Source organism: Ferviditalea candida, assembly GCF_035282765.1.
GTDB lineage: Bacteria > Bacillota > Bacilli > Paenibacillales > KCTC-25726 > Ferviditalea > Ferviditalea candida.
The window spans coordinates 60,180-84,289 of record NZ_JAYJLD010000002.1 but is presented as its reverse complement, the minus strand read 5'-3'; the positions used below and the strand labels follow the sequence as shown (position 1 = coordinate 84,289).

25 protein-coding genes are annotated in these 24,110 nt (G+C 49.5%); 18 read left to right on the top strand and 7 right to left on the bottom strand.

Features of this window, described 5'->3' with window-relative positions:
• Window positions 1-10 precede the first annotated feature (10 nt).
• The 12 genes from VF724_RS02045 to VF724_RS01990 all read left to right on the top strand — a co-directional run bounded on the left by VF724_RS02045 (window position 11) and on the right by VF724_RS01990 (window position 10,849).
• Window positions 11-736, top strand: coding sequence for a sugar phosphate nucleotidyltransferase (locus VF724_RS02045; protein WP_371752548.1), 726 nt, complete (start codon window positions 11-13; stop codon window positions 734-736).
• Entirely contained in the window at window positions 736-1,779 is a 1,044-nt protein-coding gene (gene rfbB / locus VF724_RS02040) for a dTDP-glucose 4,6-dehydratase (protein ID WP_371752547.1), read from the top strand. The genes VF724_RS02045 and rfbB overlap by 1 nt, the downstream gene beginning before the upstream one ends.
• Window positions 1,776-2,702, top strand: coding sequence for a dTDP-4-dehydrorhamnose reductase (rfbD, locus tag VF724_RS02035; protein ID WP_371752546.1), 927 nt, complete (start codon window positions 1,776-1,778; stop codon window positions 2,700-2,702). The genes rfbB and rfbD overlap by 4 nt, the downstream gene beginning before the upstream one ends.
• Window positions 2,699-3,154, top strand: coding sequence for a dTDP-4-dehydrorhamnose 3,5-epimerase family protein (locus VF724_RS02030; protein ID WP_371752545.1), 456 nt, complete (start codon window positions 2,699-2,701; stop codon window positions 3,152-3,154). Before rfbD ends, VF724_RS02030 begins: the two co-directional genes overlap by 4 nt.
• Before the next feature lie 52 nt (window positions 3,155-3,206).
• Window positions 3,207-5,498 (top strand): CgeB family protein, encoded by a 2,292-nt coding sequence (locus VF724_RS02025; protein ID WP_371752544.1) that lies wholly within the window; start codon window positions 3,207-3,209, stop codon window positions 5,496-5,498.
• Window positions 5,499-5,840: 342 nt separating this feature from the next.
• A complete protein-coding gene (locus VF724_RS02020) occupies window positions 5,841-7,454 on the top strand; it encodes a glycosyltransferase (protein WP_371752543.1) in 1,614 nt (537 codons plus the stop codon).
• Window positions 7,454-8,572 carry a DegT/DnrJ/EryC1/StrS family aminotransferase gene (locus tag VF724_RS02015; RefSeq protein WP_371752542.1) on the top strand — a complete coding sequence of 373 codons (1,119 nt, stop codon included), beginning with the start codon at window positions 7,454-7,456 and terminating at the stop codon, window positions 8,570-8,572. Before VF724_RS02020 ends, VF724_RS02015 begins: the two co-directional genes overlap by 1 nt.
• Window positions 8,565-9,230, top strand: coding sequence for an acetyltransferase (locus VF724_RS02010; RefSeq protein ID WP_371752541.1), 666 nt, complete (start codon window positions 8,565-8,567; stop codon window positions 9,228-9,230). Before VF724_RS02015 ends, VF724_RS02010 begins: the two co-directional genes overlap by 8 nt.
• 63 nt (window positions 9,231-9,293) lie before the next feature.
• On the top strand, window positions 9,294-9,821 hold the full coding sequence (gene cysC, locus VF724_RS02005) for an adenylyl-sulfate kinase (RefSeq protein WP_371752540.1): 528 nt from the start codon (window positions 9,294-9,296) through the stop codon (window positions 9,819-9,821).
• An 85-nt stretch (window positions 9,822-9,906) separates the two neighbouring features.
• A complete protein-coding gene (locus VF724_RS02000) occupies window positions 9,907-10,200 on the top strand; it encodes a nucleoside-diphosphate sugar epimerase (RefSeq protein WP_371752539.1) in 294 nt (97 codons plus the stop codon).
• 11 nt (window positions 10,201-10,211) lie between these two features.
• Window positions 10,212-10,547: an alpha-helical endospore appendage domain-containing protein gene (locus tag VF724_RS01995; RefSeq protein ID WP_371752538.1), complete on the top strand. Its 336-nt coding sequence runs from the start codon at window positions 10,212-10,214 to the stop codon at window positions 10,545-10,547.
• Window positions 10,547-10,849 (top strand): hypothetical protein, encoded by a 303-nt coding sequence (locus tag VF724_RS01990; RefSeq protein ID WP_371752537.1) that lies wholly within the window; start codon window positions 10,547-10,549, stop codon window positions 10,847-10,849. The genes VF724_RS01995 and VF724_RS01990 overlap by 1 nt, the downstream gene beginning before the upstream one ends.
• Window positions 10,850-10,925: 76 nt before the next feature.
• Here VF724_RS01990 and VF724_RS01985 read toward each other — a convergent pair whose 3' ends face one another.
• The 4 genes from VF724_RS01985 to VF724_RS01970 all read right to left on the bottom strand — a co-directional run bounded on the left by VF724_RS01985 (window position 10,926) and on the right by VF724_RS01970 (window position 14,770).
• Complete coding sequence (locus tag VF724_RS01985) at window positions 10,926-11,624, bottom strand: sulfotransferase family 2 domain-containing protein (RefSeq protein ID WP_371752536.1); 699 nt, start codon at window positions 11,622-11,624, stop codon at window positions 10,926-10,928.
• Window positions 11,625-11,636: 12 nt separating this feature from the next.
• Complete coding sequence (locus VF724_RS01980; protein ID WP_371752535.1) at window positions 11,637-12,533, bottom strand: glycosyltransferase family 2 protein; 897 nt, start codon at window positions 12,531-12,533, stop codon at window positions 11,637-11,639.
• Between the two features lie 29 nt (window positions 12,534-12,562).
• Window positions 12,563-13,576: a CgeB family protein gene (locus VF724_RS01975; protein WP_371752534.1), complete on the bottom strand. Its 1,014-nt coding sequence runs from the start codon at window positions 13,574-13,576 to the stop codon at window positions 12,563-12,565.
• A gap of 192 nt (window positions 13,577-13,768) precedes the next feature.
• Complete coding sequence (locus VF724_RS01970) at window positions 13,769-14,770, bottom strand: ketoacyl-ACP synthase III (RefSeq protein ID WP_371752665.1); 1,002 nt, start codon at window positions 14,768-14,770, stop codon at window positions 13,769-13,771.
• Window positions 14,771-14,909: 139 nt separating this feature from the next.
• Between VF724_RS01970 and VF724_RS01965 the strand changes: the two genes are divergently transcribed.
• Window positions 14,910-15,662, top strand: a complete 753-nt coding sequence (locus VF724_RS01965) for a peptidoglycan-binding protein (RefSeq protein ID WP_371752533.1) — start codon at window positions 14,910-14,912, stop codon at window positions 15,660-15,662.
• 78 nt (window positions 15,663-15,740) lie between these two features.
• Here the strand turns inward: VF724_RS01965 and VF724_RS01960 are convergent, their stop codons facing one another.
• Complete coding sequence (locus VF724_RS01960; RefSeq protein ID WP_371752532.1) at window positions 15,741-17,411, bottom strand: right-handed parallel beta-helix repeat-containing protein; 1,671 nt, start codon at window positions 17,409-17,411, stop codon at window positions 15,741-15,743.
• Between the two features lie 198 nt (window positions 17,412-17,609).
• Between VF724_RS01960 and VF724_RS01955 the strand changes: the two genes are divergently transcribed.
• A complete protein-coding gene (locus VF724_RS01955) occupies window positions 17,610-18,425 on the top strand; it encodes a YhcN/YlaJ family sporulation lipoprotein (protein WP_371752531.1) in 816 nt (271 codons plus the stop codon).
• A gap of 202 nt (window positions 18,426-18,627) precedes the next feature.
• Entirely contained in the window at window positions 18,628-18,852 is a 225-nt protein-coding gene (locus VF724_RS01950; protein WP_371752530.1) for a helix-turn-helix domain-containing protein, read from the top strand.
• 114 nt (window positions 18,853-18,966) lie between these two features.
• On the opposite strand, the gene VF724_RS01945 is transcribed toward VF724_RS01950, so the two are convergent.
• The gene (locus VF724_RS01945) at window positions 18,967-19,263 is read right to left on the bottom strand and encodes a hypothetical protein (RefSeq protein ID WP_371752529.1); all 297 of its coding nucleotides are present in this window, start codon (window positions 19,261-19,263) and stop codon (window positions 18,967-18,969) included.
• A gap of 208 nt (window positions 19,264-19,471) precedes the next feature.
• Here VF724_RS01945 and VF724_RS01940 point away from each other — a divergent pair, with 208 nt between their 5' ends.
• From VF724_RS01940 to VF724_RS01930, 3 genes are all read left to right on the top strand, one after another.
• Entirely contained in the window at window positions 19,472-20,527 is a 1,056-nt protein-coding gene (locus VF724_RS01940; RefSeq protein WP_371752528.1) for a GerMN domain-containing protein, read from the top strand.
• Between the two features lie 135 nt (window positions 20,528-20,662).
• A complete protein-coding gene (rph, locus tag VF724_RS01935; protein ID WP_371752527.1) occupies window positions 20,663-21,427 on the top strand; it encodes a ribonuclease PH in 765 nt (254 codons plus the stop codon).
• Window positions 21,411-22,040: an XTP/dITP diphosphatase gene (locus VF724_RS01930; RefSeq protein ID WP_371752526.1), complete on the top strand. Its 630-nt coding sequence runs from the start codon at window positions 21,411-21,413 to the stop codon at window positions 22,038-22,040. Before rph ends, VF724_RS01930 begins: the two co-directional genes overlap by 17 nt.
• 197 nt (window positions 22,041-22,237) lie before the next feature.
• On the opposite strand, the gene asnB is transcribed toward VF724_RS01930, so the two are convergent.
• On the bottom strand, window positions 22,238-24,082 hold the full coding sequence (gene asnB, locus VF724_RS01925) for an asparagine synthase (glutamine-hydrolyzing) (protein WP_371752525.1): 1,845 nt from the start codon (window positions 24,080-24,082) through the stop codon (window positions 22,238-22,240).
• Window positions 24,083-24,110: the final 28 nt, after the last annotated feature.

Sequence of the window (24,110 nt, the reverse complement as noted above, 5' to 3'; positions counted from 1 at the left end):
CGGGAAGAGATTGAAGGGTGTTATTCTGGCAGGGGGAACAGGTACCAGGCTGTATCCGTTGACGAAGCTTATGAACAAGCACCTGCTTCCGATCGGTAAACATCCGATGATCCACTACGCGATAGACAAACTGAAAGAAGCGGAAATCACGGATATTTTGCTGATAACTGGTAAACAGTCCGCCGGTCTGTATACGGATTATTTGGGCAGCGGAAAAGATTGGGGAGTCAGCTTGAATTTTAAAATTCAGGATGAGGCAGGAGGAATTGCCCAAGCTTTATCCTTGGCGGAGAGCTATATATCACGTGAAGAAAAATTTGTCATGATTCTCGGTGACAATCTGTTTGAAGACAATCTGAAACCCTATGTGGAGAGATTCAAGCAGCAGCCCAATGGCGCCATGGTACTGCTTAAGAAAGTCCCAGACCCAAAGCGGTATGGTGTTCCGCTGATTCACGGCGGTAAAATCGTCAAAATTGATGAGAAACCGGAGAAGCCGTTATCGAACTTTTGCGTAACCGGGATTTATATGTACGACGGCGGCGTGTTTGACGTCATTCGCACCGTTCAGCCCTCACAGCGGGGGGAACTTGAAATTACCGATGTCAACAACGCTTATGCTGTCAACGATCTTTTGTCCTTCAGCGTCCTTGAAGGCTGGTGGAGCGATGCGGGAACGTTCGAATCTCTTCACGAGGCGCAGAATGTTCTTTCTCGGGGAAGGGAGAGGGGATGATGGAACGGTGGAACGCAGACCGGGAAACAAAAATTTTGGTAACCGGGGGAATGGGCTTTATTGGCAGCAATTTCATCCTGTACATGCTGGAGCAATATCCCCGGATGATGATTTACAATTTGGACGCGCTGACTTACGCGGGAAACGCCGACAATCTGTCGCATATCGGATCGCATCCGAAATACCGCTTTGTCCAGGGCGATATCGGCGACAGGAAGCTCGTCGAATCGGTTATGGACGAAGGAATCGGGGCAGTCGTCCACTTCGCGGCGGAGTCTCATGTGGACCGGAGCATCCGCAATCCGGTGCCCTTCATACGCACCAACGTGAACGGCACCCAATGTCTGCTCGAAGCGGCCAGAAAACGCGGCGTCGGCAAATTCGTGCATGTTTCCTCTGACGAAGTCTACGGCACGCTGGGGGAACAGGGCTTTTTCACAGAGGATTCTCCGCTTGCGCCCAACAGTCCATATTCAGCCAGTAAAGCATCGTCCGACCTAATTGCCCGTGCGTATTTCCGGACATTCGGTTTTCCGGTCGTCGTCACCCGGTGCTCCAATAATTACGGACCCCGACAGTTTCCGGAAAAGCTCATCCCGATGATGATTGAGCAAGCGATGACCGATTCGCCCATTCCTTTATACGGGGATGGATTGAACGTACGCGACTGGATCCATGTAGAGGATCACTGCAGAGCCATTGATATCGTAATGCAGGGCGGAAAACCGGGAGACGTTTACAATGTCGGGGGAAACAATGAACGGACAAATCTGGAGGTGGCCCGTATCGTGCTGAGCCAATTGGGCAAGCCGGAATCGTTGATTCAGTTTGTTGACGATAGACCGGGTCACGATCGCAGGTATGCCATCAAGGCTGAAAAAATCCGCAAACAGCTGAATTGGAGTGCCAGGTATTCCTTTGAACAGGGGATCAAACAGACCGTTGAATGGTATTTGCAGAATCCGGAATGGCTGCGCAGGATCCGTTCAGGGGAGTACTTGCACACTCATCCCCAATATAACAAAGGGGGGACGGTCGGATGAACGATTCTTCCCAAAAGCTGCTGAAGGACGAATTACAATCAATGCGAGTGATGATTACCGGCGCCTCGGGTCAGCTGGGATACGACCTCATCCGCACACTGAATTCCCGGCACCGCCTGAACGCGCTGTCCCGGCGGCAGTTGGACGTTACAGATGAAGAGGCGGTCCAGTCGGCTGTCCAAAAATTTAGACCGGACGTGATCATCCACACTGCCGCCTATACCGATGTAGACGGAGCGGAATCCGCCCGGGAGCAGGCATTTGCCGTTAATGGCGCAGGCACCCGCAATGTCGCCGTGGCCGCAGAGCAGGCGGGCACCCGCATGGTGTATATCAGCACGGACTATGTATTTGACGGCAAGGGGAAAAGTCCGTATACGGAATTCGAGACCCCTTCCCCTATCAATGTTTACGGAAAATCCAAGCTGGCCGGCGAACACTACGTCCAGATGTTCTGCAGCCGCTATTATATCGTCCGTACCGCCTGGCTGTATGGGATCGCCGGGCAAAATTTCGTGACCCGAATCATTTCACTGGCCTCGGATAAAGGAAAAATATCTGCGGTTGTCGATCAAATCGGTTCTCCGACCTATACGCTCGATTTGGCGGAATGGATCGGGTTCTTGATTCTAACCCGCAAATATGGAATCTATCATGCGGTGAACCAAGGATTTTGCTCCCGGTACGAGTGGGTGCGGGCAGTTCTCGAAGACATCCGAGCGGACGGGGTAAAGCTCCTGCCTGCAAGAGCCGACGAGTTTAAGATGCCGGCGGCAAGACCCGCCTATGCACCGCTCGACGGGCTGGCGGCCCGAGTAAGCGGACTGCCTGCAATCAGGAATTGGCGTTCGGCGCTGAGGGCGTTTATCAATGAGGATTTGCATTGGAATTCAAGCAATCGAAGAGGTGACCAGAAACGATGATCGAAGGTGTAAGAACGAAAAGCTTGATCAAGCATTGTGACGACCGGGGATATTTTGCGGAACTGCTCCGGGAGGATGACGCAATGTTCGAGAGATTCGGCCAGGCTTCCCAATCGATGTCCTATCCCGGTGTGATCAAGGCCTTCCACTATCATGAGCATCAGGACGATATTTGGCATTTTGCATCCGGAAACGCCCAAGTTGTACTGCATGACCTGCGCCGTGAGTCGCCGACATTCGGACAGACGGATGTTCACTATTTAGGGGAACAAAATCCGTGTCTTCTTTTCATTCCGCGGGGCGTTGCACATGGATATCGCGTCCTCGGGAATATGCCTGCCGTCATTATCTACTTTACAAATACCGCTTATGATCCGCGAAACCCGGATGAACATCGGATTCCGTATGATGATGAGTCCATCGGCTTCAATTGGCAGACAAAATTTCGCTGAATCGATGTTCCTTGCAAGCAGATGCGAATTTTCAAGATTGGAGGGAATGTAGATGATAAAAAAACGGAGCCCGGGGCGGAAAAGGACAATCCGAATCACCAAAATCCGGCGTGTGCGGCGGCCCGCCGTCCTACAGAGCAGTGACGGTTACCAGCTTGGCGTATATTCAGGTTACAAGTTGGGACGCCGTGAGTCGGTACTGCGCAGCCTCTCCAGACCGGATGCGGAAAATTGGAAGCTGAAAGTGCTGTATGTTGAGGAAGGCCTGTTCAATGTGAACAGTGGAATTATCGATGCTCTGGGAGGGCTGGTCGAAGAATTGATTGTTGTTGGCCCCTTTGATGATGTGGTATCGATCGCCCAGCGCGAATGCCCTGATCTGGTGCTGGTTTTGAACGGCGTACACGGCTTTAATGTGGTCCAGGTCGATACACTCCGTTCCAAGGGCTTCAAAACCGCGGTATGGTTTGCCGATGATCCTTATTTTACCGACAAGACGAAAGCTTACTCGCTTCATTATGATTATGTGTTCACCCATGAACTGGCCTGCGTGTCTTATTACAGCCGGCTAGGCTGCAAAAACGTGCACTACCTCCCCTTGGCGGCCAATCCTGCAGTATTCAAACCAGAGGGAATGGACCCGCATTACCATACGGATATTTGTTTCATCGGAACTGGGTTTGGCAACCGGATCGAGATGTTTAACCTGATTACCCCCCGGCTGAGAGGAAGGAAAATCATCTTCGCAGGCGGGCTGTGGAGTAGGTTGAAGGACTACCATTGGCTGAAGGACGGCGTGATTCTCAGCGGGGTGGGCCCGGAGGAATCCGTCCGGTATTACAACGGAGCCAAAATCGTGATCAATCTTCATCGGGATCCGGACAGCGGCATGAACAATGATCGAATCCAAGCCTTGTCGATTAATCCGAGAACCTACGAAATCTCCGCCTGCGGGGCATTTCAATTGACGGATGTACGGCATGACCTCGCTCGGCTGTATACGCCGGGGATGGATATCGAAACGTTCGGTTCTGCGGAGGAGCTGCTGCAAAAAATTGATTTTTTCCTGAACAACGAGCATCTGCGGGAAACGATTGCGCTGCGCGGGTTGAAAACAACATACGAACGCCATACTTATGTCCATCGTCTTACACAGCTGCTGAGGACGATTTACGGACCAGGGAAAAAGTTCGGTACCGGAAATGAAATTTTTCTCGGGAAACTTCAGGATCTCAAGGGGCAAGCGAAAACCGCAGCTGGCTTCAGCATGCTGGGATGGCGCGAAGGCTATCAGTGCGGTTGGGATAACGGATATATTCTTGGCAGAAGCGAAGCAATCGCCCGCCACACTACGACTCCGGCAATTCCGAAAAGGAATCTGCGGATCGTCTATGTGACTTCCGGTATGGGTATTCCGTACAGTCCGATCGATACGGCTGTTATCGACAGCCTGCGCGACCAGGTTGCCGAACTGGTCGTTCTGAAGCCGACTCAGAATGTCGCCTCCTTGTCCGATAAGCTTCGTCCGGATCTCGTGCTGGTGTTGAACGGCATGAAATTCCCGCTGAAGCAAGCCGACGCGATCCGGTCCAAGAATATCCGCACCGCCGTCTGGTTGACGGATGATCCGTATTATACGGATGATACATTGGACATCGCCCATCATTATGATTTTGTCTTCACGTTGGAATTGAATTGCGTGCCATTTTATCGGGAGCATGGCTGCCGAAATGTCTATTATCTTCCTTTTGCCGCAGATACACGGGTATTCAGGCCTCATCGCGTAGAACAGGACTTTCGCAAGGAGATCAGCTTTATCGGAACCGCATATTGGAAGCGGGTGACGTTTTTTCATCCGGTCATTCCTTTTCTCGCATCAAAAAATACGCATATCAACGGGTGGTGGTGGGATCGGCTGCCCAACTATCATTTGATTTCCGACAAAGTGGCCCTGAATGATTGGATGTCGCCGGAAAAGACGGCGGACTATTATTCGGGTTCGAAAATTATCATCAACCTGCACCGTTCCATTGAGGAGGATTCTTGGAATTCAAACCGGACATACAAAGTTCCCGCCCTTTCCGTGAATCCGCGAACTTTTGAAATCAATGCGTGTGCCACACTGCAGCTCACTGACGTCCGAAGCGATTTGAAAAACATGTATATTCCCGGAGAGGAGATCGAAACGTACGCCACTCCTCAGGAATTGATTCAAAAAGTCAATTATTATCTCGAGCATGAGGAAGAACGAAGGACCATTGCTTGGAACGGATTGAGACGCACTTTGTCGGATCACACGTATCCGGCGCGCATCCATCAACTGCTGTCAACACTGTTCGGTTGAGTCAGATTAATAGACAGGAGGGATGAAGGTGAGAGAAAAAAAACGGCTCCGTCCGCCAGGAAACAAAAAGCTTCGCGGACGTCCCGCAAAAAAACGGAGAATCCTTAAAGGTCCAAAAAGAATAAAAAGTGTCAAAAAGCTTAAAATTGTCAAAAGCCGTACCCGAAAAACGTTCAAAAGACGTACGAACCGGAAGAAACTATTCCGGAGAAAAAAACAGATCAGCCCGGTCCCGGAAAGAAACGGAAATTTCGATGCAGACCACCAAAATTCATTTCAAGCCGCATTTGACAAAGGATTTGACGACGGATTTGCAAAAGGAATAGAAGCGGGGCTTGAGCCATGAGTCGTCAGCCCCTGGTCAGTATTCTGATTCCAACCTATAATCGTCCCCATTATTTTCATCAGGCTCTGCAGAGCGCTTTGCACCAAACTTACTGCAATATTGAAATCATTGTATGCGACGACAGCTCCGATCATCGAACCGCAGATTTAATCGCTCCTTATTTGGCGCAGCATCCACAGATCAAATATGTGAAGAATGAACGACAACTGGGAGAACAGAACTGGAACCGATGCATGCAGTTGTCCCAAGGGGAATTTATCAATTTTCTGATGGATGACGATCTTTTTCATCTTCGCAAGATCGAATCCATGATGCCGTTCATGCTCAACGACCCCAAGATATATTGGGTGACCTCCTACCGCCAGATGATCGACGGTAACGGAGTTCCGCTTCCCGATAATCCGGCCAATGCCAGATTGTATCCGGAAACGAGGGTGCTCGACGGCCAGGAATTGGCGAGCACGGCATTAAGCCGCTGTCAGAATGTGATTGGGGAGCCCAGCACCGTCTTATTCCGCAGAAAAAGTTTGACCGGACCATTTGGAAACTTTAACGGGAACCAGTACCATGGTTTAAACGATTTGGCCACCTGGGTTTCCCTATCCCGGGGAAAAGCGGTGTATATTCCGGAAGCTTTAAGCTTTTTTCGCGTGCATCCGGAGCAAAACCAGACCAAAATCGAATATCTGACCTCAGCCATTTATGAATGGTTGATTTTGCTTCGGGATGCTATGCATACCGGTGTTTTCAAACGCGTGAACGATGTCCGGAATGGTTTTTTGAACCACCAAAGCATGAGCGCTGGATTAATTGAAATTGCCGCCTCCAGAAACCGCCACGATCTGTTGGAGAAGAACAAAGCGCGTGATGTCGTGGCTTATCTGGATGAAGTGCTCAGCTATTCCTGCTCTTTGTGCGGATCGAAATTCAAACAGTTCGTGCCGTGGCCGGATCTGTACGATTTTCCGAAAGTGATCTGGGAGATGTGGAACAAGCAAACGGCGGTTTGCCCGGCCTGCGGGGCCATGGACCGGGAACGGATGTACAAATTGTTTATCGAGCGTGAAACCGATTTGCTGAAGAACTCTGGCGAGCCGCGCAAGCTGCTGAATGTTTCGCCTGAGCGGGCATTGCGGAACTGGCTTGCTTCAGTGCCCAACCTGCAACAGGTTCCCGCAGATATTGCGCCGGGACCCGGCTTGCGCCGGATTGATTTTCGCAGACTTCCCTTTCCGGACAATTATTTTGATATCCTTTTGGCCAGTCATGTGCTGCAGCGGGCAGCCGATGATTGTCAGGCGATGAGAGAATTGCACCGCGTCCTGAAGCCTGAAGGCTGGGGGATTGTGCAGGTTCCCGTCGCTCTGAACCTGCATGAAACCTATGAGGATCCTTCGGTCAAGTCGCCTGCAGCACGAAAAAAAATGTTTGGCCAGTCGGACCATCGGCGGATTTACGCAAAGGATTATGTGGATCGTCTGAAAAACTCCGGTTTTTTCGTTCATGAATTCCGATTTGCGCAGCGGTATGGATTGGCGGAAACAATGAAGTTCGGTTTTTCCGAGAAAGATGTCTTGTACGTTGTGTCCAGAAAAAGGAAGTGGCGTTGATGAAAAACATACCTTTTTTAAAGCCGAATCTGGTGAAGCACGGCACTTATCTGAAGTATCTTGAACAGATGGAGCAGTCGGGAATTTACAGCAATTACGGTCCCTTAAACACGCTGTTTGAGGATCGAGTTCTGCAGGAGCATTTCGGCGGGGAAGGCTCTGTAACAACCGTCAGCAACGCGACCATGGGCTTGATTTTGGCCATTTCACAGCACCGTCGGCCGAAAGGAAGATATGCGCTGATGCCCAGCTTTACGTTCACAGCGACCCCGCTTGCCGCACTTTGGTGCGGACTGGAACCGTATTTCATCGATATTGACCCGAAAACCTGGTGCATGGATGAGAATAAGCTTCATGATGTGCTGAGCAAGCTGGGAAGCCGGGCAGCGGTGGTCGTTCCCTATGCTGCTTTCGGAACCGATATGGACTTGACGGTCTATCGGGACATGGAGAATCGGGGGATTCCCGTCGTCGTGGATGCAGCTGCAAGCTTCGGCACAACGGGTGAATCCGGACAGTTCGGAAAACAGTTTACGGGATTGGTCGTTTACAGTTTTCATGCTACCAAGTGCTTTGCCATCGGGGAAGGAGGAATGGTATACAGCGCGGACCGGGAAAAAATAAACAAAATCAGGCAGGCCGCAAACTTTGGATTCGAGACCAGCAGGGAATCGCTCCAGCAGGGGCTGAACGCCAAATTGTCCGAACTGGGTGCTTCGGTCGCCCTTTCCACACTGGACGTATTCTCGGAAAAGATAAGCAGGCGAAGGGCGCTCCACGGACTCTATGTTCATTTGATCCGGGAAACCGGATTATTGAGTCAAGGCTGGGTGCTGCAGCAGGAAAACGGGCAAATCGCTTATCAATTTTTCTCCATTCTTTCTCCCGCGGGAGTGGACAATCTTGATGTCGTCGACTATCTTGCCGGCAAACAGATTCAAGCCCGAAATTATTTTTCTCCGGCTTGTCATCAGCATCCTTTATTCCGTTCATTCCACAGGTCGGATATGGAGGCCACGGAAGAGGTTGCTTCCCGTGTGTTAAGTCTGCCGCTTTGGGAAGACATGACCGAGAATGAGATTCGCTGTGTGGTTGAGGAGTTGGGCCGGTATGGATGAGCTTGTCATTTGGGGAAGCGGCGGTCATGCAAGAGTGGTCAAACAGCTATGTGAACAATTGGGATACCGGATTCTCGGATTCTTGGATGAGAGAGCGGAAATGAAGGGCAGGATTGTGGAACAGATTCCGGTATTGGGCGATTTGGGGGATATCTCTTGCCTCAGCGAAAGCGTGCAGATTGTTTGCTGCGGGGTGGGAGAACCCGCTTTACGCAGAAGGCTGGCCGTCAAGACGCAGCAGTCCGGTTTTCAGATTGCTCCGCCCTTGGTGCATCCGAGCGCGCATTATCCAGAAGGGTGCAAGGTGGGGGCCGGCAGTATTGTTCTTGAGCATTCCGTTCTGTCCAGCGGCTGCAAAATCGGCGAGTTTGTGATTGTCAACGCGCTGGCCTTCATAGGCCATGACACGGTGATTGAGGATTACGCGACAATCTCTCCAGGAGCCAGCATCGGCGGAGATGTTCGCATCGGAAGGGGAAGCTTTGTGGGAATCGGGGCTTCTGTCCGGGAAAAAGTCAGCATCGGCGACCATTCCGTCATAGGAGGAGGTTCCTATGTGATGAACGACGTTCCGGACAGGGTACTGATGGCTGGCGTTCCTGCCGTGTTTAAGAAAAAATGGGATGAAAATATGCCTGTTTTCAAACCTGCAAGGTAAATTCGTATCTAGCCGTGCAAGCCGTCCCGGGGAGCAAATATATTGCGATGGGAGTGAATTGGTGTGAAAAAAGGAGTCGTGATATGGTTTACAAGCTTTTCCGGTGCGGGAAAAACGACGATTTGCGGCAAGCTTGTAGCCGTCCTGCGCAAGCGCGGAGAACAAGTTGAAATGCTGGACGGCGATTTGTTCCGCATGAACTTCTCAAACGATATCGGATATTCGGAATCGGAGCGCTTTAAGAATATCGAGAGAGCTGTTTATGTCGCCAAACTGCTTTCCAAAAACGGTATTGTAGTGTTGGCTTCTTTTTTCACTCCTTATCAAAGGATGAGGGATTACTGCCGCAAAGAGCTTCCCGACTATGTGAAAGTGTATGTGAAATGCTCGTTGAAAGAATGTATCCGAAGGGATGTGAAGGGTTTGTACAGTAAAGCGTTAAAAGGCGAAATTCAGCATTTTACCGGAATTTCCGATCCATTTGAAGAGCCTGTTCTGCCCGATCTTATATTGGATACCGAAAAAAGCCAGCTGGATGAGAACGTCGAGTTAGTCATCAATTTTTTGAAGCAGCATAAATATACATCTTGAAAAAAATAGGTGCTTGCGGTTCACCTGCCGGTGCAACAGGGCATATGTTAAATGGGAAAGATGGTGACTTCGAGGAGGTTGCATTGTGATCGAACGGATAACATCCATCATTGTAAATATGGTGAAATCCCACCATGAGCTTGCCAGAATCCTTGAAGCGAAAAAAGATATCGCAGTCCGGATGTCCCAAGTCATCAACACAATGCCCAATCAGGAAATTCCGTTTCAGGGTGTGGATGCCGTCAAGGTGCATACGTTGTCGATAACCAAAAGCGTGACTGTTTATCTAAACAGCTTGGCCGATCTGGAGGAGGCATTGTCGGAAAATTTGACGCTTGTCATGAATGAGCTTTCGGAAAACCAGGATGACGGCGAATAGGGGGAGATCCGGTGACCAGGGAAGAGGGGTTTCATTCCATTCTGGAGGCCAGCGCCAAATTTCAATCGCATATTGCGGATATTCTTGAAGCAAAGGCCGTGGAAGCGGTAAAAGCGAAAAACTGGGTTTGGCACCATGTTTTCGCCGATTCGTTCGAGAATCATGAAGGGCAGCTCTCCTTCACGTCTGAAATACACGACCACATTATTGAAGTGATCGATGGGCTGACAAAAATGGAAACCAGCCTGGCTTCCAATTTAAAGGCTGTTCTTCATCGCCATCAACAGGAAGACGGGGGCGGTTTGGGAATGGGAGCTGATTTTTTGAATTTCGGCGAGGAATCTTAATGTCAATCCTAAGCAGGGAAAATGAAATCAAACTGGATATTCTGGGCTCCCTGGCCCGCAGCCAGCAAGCTCTGTCCCTGATTCTGGAGTCAATGGCCGGAGCGGCGGGTGCCGTTTCACCGGATGCCGATGCCGTCTTCAAGTATTTGCGTACGATTGCGAAGCATCAGCAGATATTAACGGAGAAAATCACGGGTATGGAGATCCGCAAAGTGGAGACGGGAGTCCCGGCTCGGCAGTGGCTGAACGAAAAATTAGGCATCCTGCCCCAAGATATGCCCCGGAAAACCAAAAGAAGATAAAAAGCTCACTGGTCAACTGGTCTGGTGAGCTTTTTTCATTACGGATAGGGCAATGTCGGTTGACTGAAGCGGAAACTCATGGCTGAAGCTGTTTCTTCAGTAATTGCTGTGCGTAGCGGTAAAGTTGAATATCCAGTGTATTGCGTGACACAATTTGATCGATCACCTTTTTTTCAATGCTTTGCAATGGAAGACGATTAGCCGTCTGATTGATTTTGGTATAAGAAATATCATGCCAACCCAATTTTTTCTGCATCAGCTTCAGAGATTCGTCGAACATTTCCGTTATGCCCACCACACTGAAATGCTTTTGCATATTTTTCTTTGCTCTTTCAAGATCCGGGGGATATACTCCTGAAATCAAATAGGTCTGCAAATCGCTGTTATTAAATTCCCGATTATTCGCAGATGCGAATTCCAGCATGCTCATATTTTTGACTTGCTCATGAATGGGGTCCATTCTATTTTGCGTCACGTGATAATAGAGCGAAACCACGCGCTCAACAGGATCGCGCAGCATAGTAATGTATGTGGAGGGCTGCGGGATGAAACGGTGAATGCCGAAGTGGAAATGTCCGTAAATGCAACGAATGCCCTCCAGCTTGTTGGGCGGATATTTTCCGTTACTCATGTCATGCTCTTGGTCGTATAAAAACAAGCACTCTTCAGCCGGATACTGTTTGTTTATGATGCTTCTCAGTGTTGTGCCGCCCGTTTTATGAACATGCAAAAATAATAAAACAGGTTGCTGCGGGGAATTGTTCTTTTGAAACATTTTGACCACCTCTTATTCGATTTTGGATAACAATAATTTGATTCTCTGCATCACTTGTTGGATGTTTTGTTGAAATGGCGTATACCTGGGCTGCTGCAGGAATAAGCGCATATTCTGCAATTGCGTGTACAAGGCCGAACGGTACTGCAGAGGATCGCGAAGAAACCCGTCTTTTCTCGATTCGACGATCAAATCGGTCCATTCCATAAAGCTGGTGCCGATAATGGAAGGAACATGCTGATTTTGTCCGGAATGGATTCGGAAACTGCTGAGCTCCTGCGGTATATAAACGGCTTTCCCCTTGGACAATAATGAAATCCAAGTGGCCAAATCATTATTGAATACATATTGTTTGCCATGATATACGCCGAATGGTTCCGTCAAAGCCTCTTTGCGGAACAGCACTGTCGTAGGCTCTCCGACAACATTTCTGCCGTTCGTCAGAATGTAATTACCCAATGCTGCTCCTGGAACGGCCGATAATTGATTGAAGATTCTTGAGGCCTGCAGACCCGGCCGTGGTTCATTCTTTTCATCAATGAGCTGCCGGTATGAGGTGACGAGAGAAACATCGTTAAACCGCATGAACATGGACATCATTTCTTCGATTTTTTGCGGGTGGAATAAATCATCATCCATCAGATAGTTGATATACGATCCGGAGGATGCCGCAAAGCAGCGGATCCAGTTTTTTACAAATAGTTTCTTTTTATTTTTAATATACTTGATATTCGAATGTGTGCTTAGATAAGGAACGAGACGGTCCCTGACTTGAAAATTTGTGCTGTCGTCGGAAATTATAATCTCGATGTTTTTATAGGTTTGCGCTAGGGCGCTGCGAAGAGCCATCTCCAAGTAATCCGGACGATTATAGGAGGGAATCAAGATACTGACCAAAGGAGAAGCCATCCTGTACGCTCCTTTCATTCAAGAAATGTTCAATCAAAAACAATCGATAGGATTTCTTTGATGCGGTGGGGATAGGTGTGTTCCTTCAAGGTCCGCTTTAAGCCGTTTGAGGCGATTTCCCTGCGTATGTTTTCATGGGCTAAATAATATTTAATCTTATGGATCAAATCCTGCGCGTTCTCGTAAGTATCCAGCTCGCTTCCGACTTTATAGCAGCGGTCCAGATCTGCCCGATTATCGGATAATTGAAAGGATTCGGTGGCACAGATTTCAAATACCCGAGGATTGGCGGAATGCGCGTAAATCATTCGGCTGTTTAAGGTATCAAAGCTTTCATTGTAAGCTCTGTGGCTGTTGATGACGATCTTTGATTTGGCGATATAAGCACGTGTTACGTGCATTTCAAGCGCGTCATTATGGATTTTGCCCGATAGCTGATTGTAATGGGCCAGACGGTCCCATCCCGGTCCCGCAATGAATACATTTTTGTTGTATAAATAAGAAGCCAATTGATCGATCAGTTGAATCCGGTTGCTCCAGGCTGAACCGATAAAACAAATATCGATGATTTTCTGTGCCCCGGGGGGATTCGGATAGAAAACCCTGGTATTTGCGGCTAGGGGCAGCAAATGAACCCGGCTGCAGCCAATCAGGTGAAAGAAAGAGAGGCAAGCAATCTCTGTTGTAAAGACAAAGTCGTAATGGGGCGCTGTTTCCGCGATGAAGTCCGTGTTATAAGGATTGTCCGTATACCACACAGCGGATTTTATGTTTCTTTTGCGAAGTTCCTGCAGTTCGTCCACTCTGATCACATTGCCGGATATAAAAAGCACCAAGTCGGGTTTCATTTCCAAAGCGGTATTCAGTACATTGAGCTTCTTTGCATTGATGACACGTATTTCACGGACAACGCTGTGAAAACTCTCGATGACGCCTTGATTAATGATTTGGAAGGCCACCGTCGTATTGGAAGTCACATAGAGGATTCGCAATTTCGAATAGCTTGTGTGCCTGCCGGGATGATGCGTCGGGCCTTGAGTCATTCTCGTCTCAACCTCCTGTGTAAATCCGGATTTTTCAAATTTAAGTACTGTATTTATATGGCTGAGACAAACAGGATTTCACTGTGATCCACCCAAATTTGTGAAGATAAGGTATTCACATATCCGCATTTGGAGGAGACATAAATAAAAAAAGCTGCAATTCTGCAGCTTCGTTTGTTGAGACAGGCAAATTCAATTCCAGCGGACAATCAGTCCCGCTGCCACAAGACCGCCTCCAAAACCAATAAGCATCAGGGAGTCCCCGGATTGGAGTTTATTCTGTTTGATGCCGAGGTCGATGGCCAAAGGAATGCTTGCGGCGGAAGTGTTGCCATAATGAACCATGCTGTAAAGCGTACGCTCAATCGGAAATCCGCTTTTTTCACAGATGGATTCGATCATCCGCAAATTTGCGCTGTGCGGCACAAACCAATCGATATCATCAAAGCCAAGCTGATTTTGCCGGAGTAATTCTTGCATGCCTTCCGGTATGTTTCGGACCGCCCATTTATACACTTCTCGTCCGTTTTGAACCAGTTTTCCGTTGCCGGACAGCTGCGTGTCCTTCCATTCTTCCGAAAGAGCGGTTCGGTATAACTGCCGACCCTCCCCGCCTTCTGTAAGAAACCAAGAAGATCCGTAAAAGCCGGGGTTCTCGGTGTCCGCTTCAACGAGAACCGCACCTGCACCGTCTCCAAACAGGATGCAGGTGGACCGGTCGGTGTAGTCGGTAATTTTGGACAGCGTTTCGGTACCGACCACCAGAATTTTGCGCTGCAAGCCGGAGCTGATCATGGCGTTGGCCAAATGCAGGCCGTAAACAAATCCGGCACAAGCGGCGCCGAGGTCCATTGCGCCCGTTCTCTTTATCTCAAAGTAATCCTGAATCCGCGTTGCCGTGCTTGGAAAACTGTAATCAGCTGTGGAAGTCGCCACAATGATAAAGTCGACATCATCCACCTCCTTATTGAATCTGCGCTGCAAATCGATTACCGCTTGAACGGCGAGATCACTGGAATATTCATGAGGTCCGGCGATTCTTCTTTCCGATATTCCTGTCCGCTGTACAATCCATTCGTCATTCGTGTCCACCATCTGTTCGAGTTCGCAGTTGGTCAATATCCGTTCTGGCACATAAGTCCCGATCCCGGTCAGCTTGGCGCTTGAATTGCCGGTCAAGGGATAATGATTCATAGCCAAAGGTATCGCTCCCTTTTTAATTAGTACCAACTACTAATATCTTATAATAAAAATCATACTGATCTTTTTTGAAACTGTCAATTCTATTTTGGGCATATTAACCTTGAAGTAATGAAAAAAAGGAGCGACAAAATTGGGTAAAAAGAAAATCAATCATATAAGAAAAATGTTCTTGGTCAGCCTCGTCGTGTTGTTTTTGGGGATTTCCGTTTCAACCAACGCCTCGGCTTTTGGCTATGGCTCGCAAGGCCCTGATGTTTATGCCGTGCAGGGGATGCTGAAATCGCTAGGATACTTCACCGGTCAGATTGACGGGATTTACGGGCCGATTACTGTACGTGCGGTCAAACTGTTCCAGCAAAGTTACGGACTGCCAGTTACCGGCGCAGTAGACAGCCGAACCCTGCAGTCCATTCTGTGGGCTTACGGCAACTTGAAAATACCTAAGGAGCCAGCTCCAACGCCTGCGCCTAAGCCGCCAGGCAAGCCCGGCATTCCGCAGCTGAGTGCCGAGGAGCAGCAGATGGTCAATTTGGTCAATCAGGAACGTTCAAAGAACGGATTGAAGCCTTTGATTGCGGATCTTGAATTGTCGCGGGTCGCTCGGATCAAAAGCCAGGAGATGGTTGATCGCAACTATTTTTCCCATCAATCTCCGTTGTATGGGTCCCCTTTTGAAATGATGAAAAAATTCGGAATTTCTTTTACTTCAGCCGGGGAAAACATCGCCTGCAACAGAAGCGTGGAAGCGGCGCATCAGGCGCTGATGGCCTCGCAGGGGCATCGCGAGAACATCCTGAATTCATCCTTTACTCATATTGGTATTGGAATCGCGGATGGCGGTCCATGCGGTAAAATGTTCACACAGCAGTTCATTCGCAAGTAGAAGATAGGCGAATCAATCAAAGTCCCGTGCAGATTCAACCCGACCGGGACTTTTGTCCGACTTTTTATGTTGACAGGGTTATTGTACCGGGGGTATTTCCGGAGGCACAATATTGCCCTTCAAATCAAACACTGCCAGGCTGATGCCCTGAGGCGCTTCCGGACTGAAGCCCACCGGAGCAATTTCGGAAACCGTGTCTCCTTCAACGCCCCATGGTCTGGGGATATTGAACACATTGTCGTAAACTTTGATTTGTCCCTCTGCGGGAACGGCGATTCCTCCCTGAAGATAGTCCAGATAGACGGCCAGATTTTCCCCCGGATTCGGATTGTCGATCGTATTTTGTTCAAATTGAATCGCAGGCAATTGTTCAAAACCCAGCGATTCCAACGGAGGCATGAGAGTGACCGCGCTGCTTGTGGGAACCTCTTGGGGCACATACTCTACCGTATTATTGATGACCGCCAATTCTTCAATATCCCGGAACCGGCTTAGATCGAAGCGGGTAAATTCCGCATGACTGCGGGCCAGATTGCCGTCTACGCGCAACCTTCCGGTTGTCAGGTATTGCTCCGAATCTCCAACGGTGATAGCGGCTCTGCTAAGCTCTCCGCCGTTAAAGACATTCCGTTCGATTGCTGTAGTACCCCGTGCCACCCGAATGTTCACTGAATCGAGGTCTCCCCTGTGAACGAATTGGGTATCGCGCAGCGTCAAATTTTCCGCGGCAATTTCCGCGTTTCGCCGGCCGCCCTGAATGACGGCGCGCTGGATGGTAATGTTGCTGAAGTATTCCTCGGGCGCTTCCGCAGGAACGGCCTTCAACGGAATCTCCAGCGCCCAGTTGTCTCCCGAGGACTCTGTGGCGACGATGAATTGCATATCCTCGACGGTGACATCATCCGCTTGAAGACGCAGTCCTATGGGGACGGCCGGGTCGAAGGTAACGACAGTTTGCTCAGCCGATCTTCCGCGAAGGGTTAACGGTTTGTCAATCACCAATTCCGACGGCTGCTGGTATGTCCCCGACAACAGCTCGATTGTTTCATTTGGCGCCGCATCAGCAACAGCCTCGTTAATTGTTCTGTAAAAGGTGTTTTGATCGGGATTATAAATGGAATCTCCAGTCAAGATTGCGCTGACATCGGCTTGAAAAGACAGGGCCGCGGGGTTGGCGCGACCGGGATATTGATCATAATTCACGGCTGAAAAAGAAAACACGATTTGATATTTGCCTGCTGGAATGGTACCCGTCGATACGGAATAAAATCGGATGTTTTGCCAGTTGTAGGGAAACTGTGGTTTTTCAACTGTAACACCTGTAACCGGATCCATGCTGCCGCCCTGCAGCAGAACACCCAAGGGTTTGGAGGAGATAATGGTTCCGGCTGAGGCATCAACCAGATCGATTTGAGCTTGCATCGCATTATCGGCAAAAGCGGCCATACTGATCGTAACGTTGGTGCTCTGCTGAAACGTATATGCGTTAGTTGCGGCTGCAAACTCTCTTCTTTGAGCCGAAGAAGTGGTATGGTCCCATACATAAGTTGGATTTTGCGGTCCGGGGTTATATTTTAAAAATTGACTGTTGTCGTTCGTAAATTGTTCCAATGTTGGCCATGTCGGATCACGGGTTATTTCTATTGCTGCTGTTCCACTCCCCGAAATTGCCGCAGCTAAAGCGTCTTCTCTTGTGTTCGCCACATAGACATTCGCGGGATTACTAACAATTCTCTCCAATAAAGTCACGGAAATGATCTCCCCTTTCTAAATAGAATTGCCTTTTAATCATATTCAAACAATCCGGCCGCTGATTGGATAAAAAACCTATGAATTACAAGGTGTTCACCGGTTTTGGTTTTTTTTCTCCAGTATATTTGGGACGAAAAAATCAAACCTATAGATGGGTGCGAAAATACATTAATCATGAATGGAGGATGGGCAATTTTGAAGCTGCAAGTTCTGAAGCTGACCATGGTGGGGGTGCTGGCGTTGTCTTCGTTGGCCGCCTGTACTCCTGCCAACCGTGAAGGAGCGGGAACGACCGACCAGATCGGCACACGCAGTATCCGTCCTTACGGTTTGGACAACCGATTGGACATGAACAGATGGGACAACCGAAGGGGCACGAACTATACGACCATGCACAATAATACCCGTATGGAAATGAGCCAGGCGATCGCCGACAGGATAGCCCGCATGCCCGAGGTAGATTCGGCTTATGTGCTGCTGACGGACAAAAACGCTTATGTTGCGGTTGTTTTGGACAATGCGCGTGTGGGCAACCGGAACAACGTAACAAATATCAATGGTATGCGGACTCCGGATAGAACCGGTGTGATCAATCGCAATCGCGCCCGGGGGTTGACCGGATACACAGGATTAACCGATAACCGGATAAACGGCGGCGGCGCTGGGGCCGGAGTCGGCAATCTGGTATCGCCGCGCGACGGGATTACCGGAAATCGGGACACCATTTATGGACGCACCACCGATACGGTAACCAATGGTCTCAAAAACAAAATTTCTCAACAGGTCAAGGCGGTAAAGCCGGATATCCGGAACGTGTTCGTATCCGCCAATCCTGAATTTGTGAACAGAATGACCGGTTATGCGCAACGCTTCCGCAACGGCCAGCCTCTTCGCGGAATGATTTTGGAATTTAATACGATGGTCGAACGCATTTTCCCGCAGAGAGCCAATTTTAACCGCACCGACATGCCCGCTCCCTACGGCTATCCGAGAGGAACGAACGTAAGATAAGTGTACAAACAAATCATGCATCAAAAAGCCCAGTTGGCTAAAAACTGGGCTTACCTAATAATTTATGCACTTTTTTTTGGGAGTTATGACGCCCATTTTTCTCGGCTATCTCACCTTTGTTCGCAACCCTTCATATTATAATTTGACTGTATCCCTTAACCTTGTAACTCATATAAAGCCCGAACAAGGAGGGGTGACACTATTGAAGGGAAGCGACCATAAGGGTAAGTTCTTGTTGACCAATCGCGAACGTGAAGTCTTTGAGCTATTGGTGCAGGATAAGACAACAAAGGAAATTGCTCAACAGCTGTTTATCAGCGAAAAGACAGTGAGGAACCACATCTCCAATGTGATGCAAAAATTGAACGTGAAAGGTCGTTCGCAAGCGGTCGTTGAGCTGATCAGGCTTGGGGAATTGAAAATCTAGCCATGTCCGGATTTGATACACCTCTAATACCTTCTTCTTCATACCGATCTGGAAGACAGAAAAGTTATGAAAGAGGAAGGTTTTTGAGCGTCATCTTATAACATCGTATGAAAATCAGCGGTTTTCGAAACGGATCGCGGAGATTTGACCTTCAACACCGAGAAACAATTTTTTCGATGGATCATTGCTCAGCTTAACATTGCACATTTTCAGCCTGTGTTCGTCAAGCTCCGCGATTTTCCATTCATGTGGGCTTTCAATCCCGCGGAAAGCCAGGAAAGCATGGGCTTCCTGTACGGCGCTGTCTTGGTCCGGCCAAAATTTCGTTCCGTAATATTCAAGATCATAATTGTTGATTAATCGGCAGGCATAAATCTCCGATGTTTTTCGGTGTACCAGCACAAACGGCATATTTTACCCTCCTATTGGCTGCGGCCGCTGCAAGTTCAAACCGTTCAGCGCATTCTCGTGCCGGAATATTTTACCATATTCCGGCCTTGTCCGGCGGACCCCGCTTTGCGCTGTTCGGTTGGCGAGCCTGGATGGACAAAAAGTGGTTATAAAATGAACGGAGGCTCGTATACATAATAGTACAAATTCTCTGAAGGGGGAAATACATATGAATCGTAATCGCTGGATTCGAGGGATCGCTTCGGCATGCCTGCTGGCCCTGCCGGTTTTGATGACAGGATGCTCTTTGTTTCAGGGCAATGATTCTGCGAAGCAGATCGATCCGCCGCCTGCCGGCGTGGAAAACCAATACATGAACAATGAAGCGGCAATGGCAAGCGTGACTAATGCGGATCAAACCAAGCAGATGCAAGCAACCCTTTATTTTAAAGATCCAAAAGGTTTTGTCGCCCCCATTACGATGGATCTGCCGCAAACCGCTCAAATCGCCAAGGAAGCTCTGGAATACATGGTGGATGGCGGACCCGGGCAATCGCTGCTGCCCGAAGGATTCACCGCACTTTTACCCAAAGGAACCAAGGTCAGAGGCATAAATGTTGATCAAAAGCTGGCAACCGTGGATTTATCCGGGGAATTTGCCCATTACGATGCCAAGGACGAGCGGAAAATTGTAGAAGCCGTCACTTGGACGATGACAGGGTTTAATTCCATCGACAAGGTGAGGCTCCGGGTGAATGGAAAGGACTTGAAAGAAATGCCCGTTAACGGGTTTCCGCTGGATGAGCCGCTGTCCAGATCAATGGGCATCAATATCGAGGGTTCGGCTTCCGTCAATCTCGGACAATCGACGCCCGTCACCCTTTATTTTTTGAATCGGAACGACAAACAATTTCAATATTTCGTTCCGGTAACCCGGTTGATTTCGTATTCCGACGATATCGCAAAAGCCACTTTGCAGGAATTGATCAAAGGTCCCGAGCAGCGCTCTAATCTGACTCAGGTGATGCCTTCCTCCGTCAAAATTCTGAGCGTGAATAATTCCGACGGTTTGGTAACGGTCAATTTCAGCGGTGAAATTCTTGGTCAGAATCAGACGGTGCCCGCCGAAGCCCTGCAATCGGTCGTGCTGTCCCTGACCGAAAATACGGGCGATCCCAAGGTCCAAATCATGGTGGACAACAGCGTGAAAGTCAACAGTTCCGACAACGGCAATTACAGCCTTCCCGTCACTCGTCCGGCCCATTTGAATCCTTATATGATGTGATTTCCGAAACCAAGCAGATTGGGGATGATTTTCCCTGCCGGCTTTGGTAAAATGATGTAGATCAGCAGGAGTATAAAATTTGGAAATTTACAGGCACAATAAGGACGGACGGACACAGTAAAAGGGGGCAGAACGTTGAGACTTGACGGAAGACAACCTGACGGGTTGCGGCCGGTGAAAATAACTACAAATTACAATAAATACGCAGAGGGTTCCGTACTGATTGAAGTAGGCGATACTAAAGTGATCTGTACGGCAACGGTGGAGGAGCGCGTACCGCCCTTTATGAAAGGACAAGGCAAGGGTTGGATCACGGCGGAATATTCGATGCTGCCCAGAGCCACCCAGGTCCGCAATCAGCGTGAGGCGAATAAAGGCAAGCTTGGCGGACGGACGATGGAAATTCAGCGTTTGATCGGCAGGGCTCTGAGATCGGTTGTCGATCTTATTGCGCTTGGCGAAAGAACGATCACTCTGGATTGCGATGTCATACAGGCGGACGGCGGCACCCGTACCACTTCCATTACCGGCTCATTCGTGGCTTTGGCTGTTGCGCTGAACAAACTGGTTGACGCGAAACTTCTGGGTTCGATTCCGCTCACGGACTTCCTGGCGTCGGTCAGTGTCGGCGTCGTCGAGGGTCAGCCCTTGTTGGATTTGTGTTACGATGAAGATTCCCGGGCGAAGGTGGACATGAATGTGGTCATGACCGGGAGTGGAAAATATGTGGAGATCCAAGGGACGGGCGAGGATTCACCGTTCTCCAAAGATGAGCTGGATTCACTGCTGTCCTTGTCGGAATCGGGAATCCGTTCGCTCATTGAAATTCAGAAGAGTGTGCTGGGTGCACAAATTTGCGGTCGGATTGCGGGAGTCGGGTACAGTGCGATTAATCCGTGATACGCTTGTCATCGCCACTCGCAACAAGGGCAAGGTCAAAGAATTTGCCGAGCTTTTTGAGGAATTCGGGATAAATGTCCGGAGCCTGAATGATTTTGAGAATGTGCCTGAGATTGTCGAGGACGGAGCAACCTTTGCCGAGAATGCCTTGAAAAAAGCGACGGCTGTTGCTTCCGTGCTTCATCTGCCGGTGCTGGCCGATGATTCCGGCTTGACGGTCGATTTGCTGGACGGTAAACCTGGAGTGTTTTCCGCAAGATTTGCCGGGGAAAAGGCTACCGACCAAATGAACAATGAAAAGCTGATCGCGGAGCTGCGCAAGCAAACCGAGCGGAGGGGATTGCGGAATTCCGCTCCATATTTGAGCCCCGCGCAGTTTGTCTGCGTACTGGCCCTTTACAATCCCGAACGGAATGAGGCGATGCAGGCCGAGGGCCGCTGTGAAGGATTTATCGTCGAAAAGCCCAGAGGCAGTCTCGGCTTCGGTTATGATCCTTTGTTTTACCTTCCGGAGGTCGGCAAGACGATGGCGGAATTGGACACGCATGAAAAAAACCGCATCAGCCATCGCGCTCGCGCTCTGCGGAAGCTGCTCGACAAATTGCGCTCATAAAAGAAATGGGAAGAGGAACAGGCCCCTTAATCCTTCCGCGAGGTTCGGGAAAGCCGGAGACGTCCTCTTTCCTTTTTATTTTACCACAATAGAATTTATAAGTTTCCAGTCACTCGGAAAGGCAAATTCTTATCGGCATAAAAACCTACTCATCATTGAATTGGTCTCGGTAGAGTTTTTTTTACATCGGTGCCAAGTTATTTAATCGTGATCTTGTATTCCTTCAGCCAAGTGTTTACCTGGGCCAAATAGGCGAACAACTGCGGGCCGGTCATCAGCTGTCCGAACCAGGGAAGGTTAAACCGGTCGTTTCCGGGTCTGGCCAGTTCGCGGATCAGCTCGGGCTTGATGAAGTTCAGGATTGGGGAATTCGGATCGTCGAGAATTTCCAGCATCCATTTTCTTACGGATTCAAGGTAATTGGGATTGTGTGTTTTCGGATACGGGCTCTTTTTTCGCTGGACGACATCCGCGGGAAGGATGTTCTGCATTGCTTTTCGGAGAATCCCCTTTTCCCGGTCCTCGGCTTTCTTCATTTCCCAAGGAATATTCCAAACATATTCGATCAGCCGGTGATCGCAAAAAGGAACCCTGACCTCCAATCCGACGGCCATACTCATCCGGTCCTTGCGGTCGAGCAGCGTCGGCATAAACCTTGTGATGTTCAGATACGACATTTCACGCATCCGGTTTTGCCGGGCGTCCTCCCCGTTAAGCCTCGGCACCTCATCCAACGCCTGCTGGTAGCGATCCGCAACATACTGCTCAGGGCGAATCCACTCCCGGATTTCATCGGATAAAAGAACGGCGCGTTCGGGTGTATTCAGCGCCCAGGGGAATGTTCCCGCATTCAGCGCTTCTTCACGATGGAACCAAGGATATCCCCCGAACACTTCGTCGGCGGCTTCGCCCGATATCGCCACGGTAACGTCTTTCTTAATTTCGCGGCAGAATAAATACAGGGAGGCGTCGACATCCGCCATGCCCGGCAGATCTTTGGCGCGAACCGCTGTGGTCAGTGCTTCGACCAAGTCGGGGGTGTCAAACTCGATATGATGGTGTTCGGTATCCAGGAATTGGACCATGCGTTCGATCCAGGGGGCGTCGGCATTCGGCTGAAACGCGTTTGCTTTGAAATGCTTGTCATTGTCAACGTAATCCACCGAGAAGGTTTGGATCGTTCCTTGGCCGGTCTCTTCATAATGCCTGACGGCAATCGCGGTCAGCGCGCTGGAATCCAGCCCTCCTGACAGGAAGGTGCCGATCGGGACATCGGAAACCAGCTGGCGTTTCACCGTATCGATCAGCAGGCTGCGGATCTTTTCCGCCGTTTCCTCGAGGCTGTCGGTATGCTCTTTGCTCTCAAGCTGCCAGTAAGCGGCAATGCGGGCGCCGTTCCGGTCATACACCATGTAATGTCCGGGCTTTAATTCGTTCATATGATTGAATACCCCGTGACCGGGCGTTCTGGCCGGACTGACGGCGAATATTTCGGCAAGCCCCTCCGCACCCACTTCAGGCTTGAAATCCGGATGCGCCAGAATGGCTTTCGGCTCCGAGCCGAACAACAGCATTGCGTTTCCGATGGAATAAAAAAGCGGCTTGACCCCCACTCTGTCCCGAGCCAGAAAGAGGCTTTGCTCCTTTTCGTCCCATACGGCAAATGCGAATATCCCGTTCAAGCGATCCAGACAGGCACGGCCCCATTCGATATATGACACCAGGAGAACCTCCGTATCGCAATGGGTATGGAATCCATATCCCCGGCCTTTGAGTTCCTCCCTTAATTCAATGGCATTATAAATTTCGCCGTTGTAGACTATTGCATAGTTGTAATCACCGAACTTGCGGATCATCGGTTGAGCCCCGTTTTCCGGATCAATGACGCTCAGACGGCGATGCCCCAATGCGCAGTGGTCGGAAAGCCAAGTGCCGTATGCGTCGGGACCGCGCAAAGCCAGCGTTTCCGTCATATCCTCCAATATGGAGGGATACAACGTCAAGTTTTTTTGCCAATCAATCCATCCGGTTATTCCACACATAGACCGTCGTTCATCCTCTCCTTGCAGT

Excerpts from the sequence above, each read along its gene's own strand:
- asnB (WP_371752525.1), bottom strand. The coding sequence starts at position 24,082 with ATGTGTGGAATAACCGGATGGATTGATTGGCAAAAAAACTTGACGTTG.
- VF724_RS02025 (WP_371752544.1), top strand. The coding sequence starts at position 3,207 with ATGATAAAAAAACGGAGCCCGGGGCGGAAAAGGACAATCCGAATCACC.
- rfbD (WP_371752546.1), top strand. The coding sequence starts at position 1,776 with ATGAACGATTCTTCCCAAAAGCTGCTGAAGGACGAATTACAATCAATG.
- VF724_RS01975 (WP_371752534.1), bottom strand. The coding sequence starts at position 13,576 with ATGACTCAAGGCCCGACGCATCATCCCGGCAGGCACACAAGCTATTCG.
- VF724_RS02030 (WP_371752545.1), top strand. The coding sequence starts at position 2,699 with ATGATCGAAGGTGTAAGAACGAAAAGCTTGATCAAGCATTGTGACGAC.
- VF724_RS02015 (WP_371752542.1), top strand. The coding sequence starts at position 7,454 with ATGAAAAACATACCTTTTTTAAAGCCGAATCTGGTGAAGCACGGCACT.
- VF724_RS02010 (WP_371752541.1), top strand. The coding sequence starts at position 8,565 with ATGGATGAGCTTGTCATTTGGGGAAGCGGCGGTCATGCAAGAGTGGTC.
- VF724_RS01940 (WP_371752528.1), top strand. The coding sequence starts at position 19,472 with ATGAATCGTAATCGCTGGATTCGAGGGATCGCTTCGGCATGCCTGCTG.
- VF724_RS02020 (WP_371752543.1), top strand. The coding sequence starts at position 5,841 with ATGAGTCGTCAGCCCCTGGTCAGTATTCTGATTCCAACCTATAATCGT.
- VF724_RS01970 (WP_371752665.1), bottom strand. The coding sequence starts at position 14,770 with ATGAATCATTATCCCTTGACCGGCAATTCAAGCGCCAAGCTGACCGGG.
- VF724_RS01990 (WP_371752537.1), top strand. The coding sequence starts at position 10,547 with ATGTCAATCCTAAGCAGGGAAAATGAAATCAAACTGGATATTCTGGGC.
- rfbB (WP_371752547.1), top strand. The coding sequence starts at position 736 with ATGGAACGGTGGAACGCAGACCGGGAAACAAAAATTTTGGTAACCGGG.
- VF724_RS01945 (WP_371752529.1), bottom strand. The coding sequence starts at position 19,263 with ATGCCGTTTGTGCTGGTACACCGAAAAACATCGGAGATTTATGCCTGC.
- VF724_RS01980 (WP_371752535.1), bottom strand. The coding sequence starts at position 12,533 with ATGGCTTCTCCTTTGGTCAGTATCTTGATTCCCTCCTATAATCGTCCG.
- VF724_RS01985 (WP_371752536.1), bottom strand. The coding sequence starts at position 11,624 with ATGTTTCAAAAGAACAATTCCCCGCAGCAACCTGTTTTATTATTTTTG.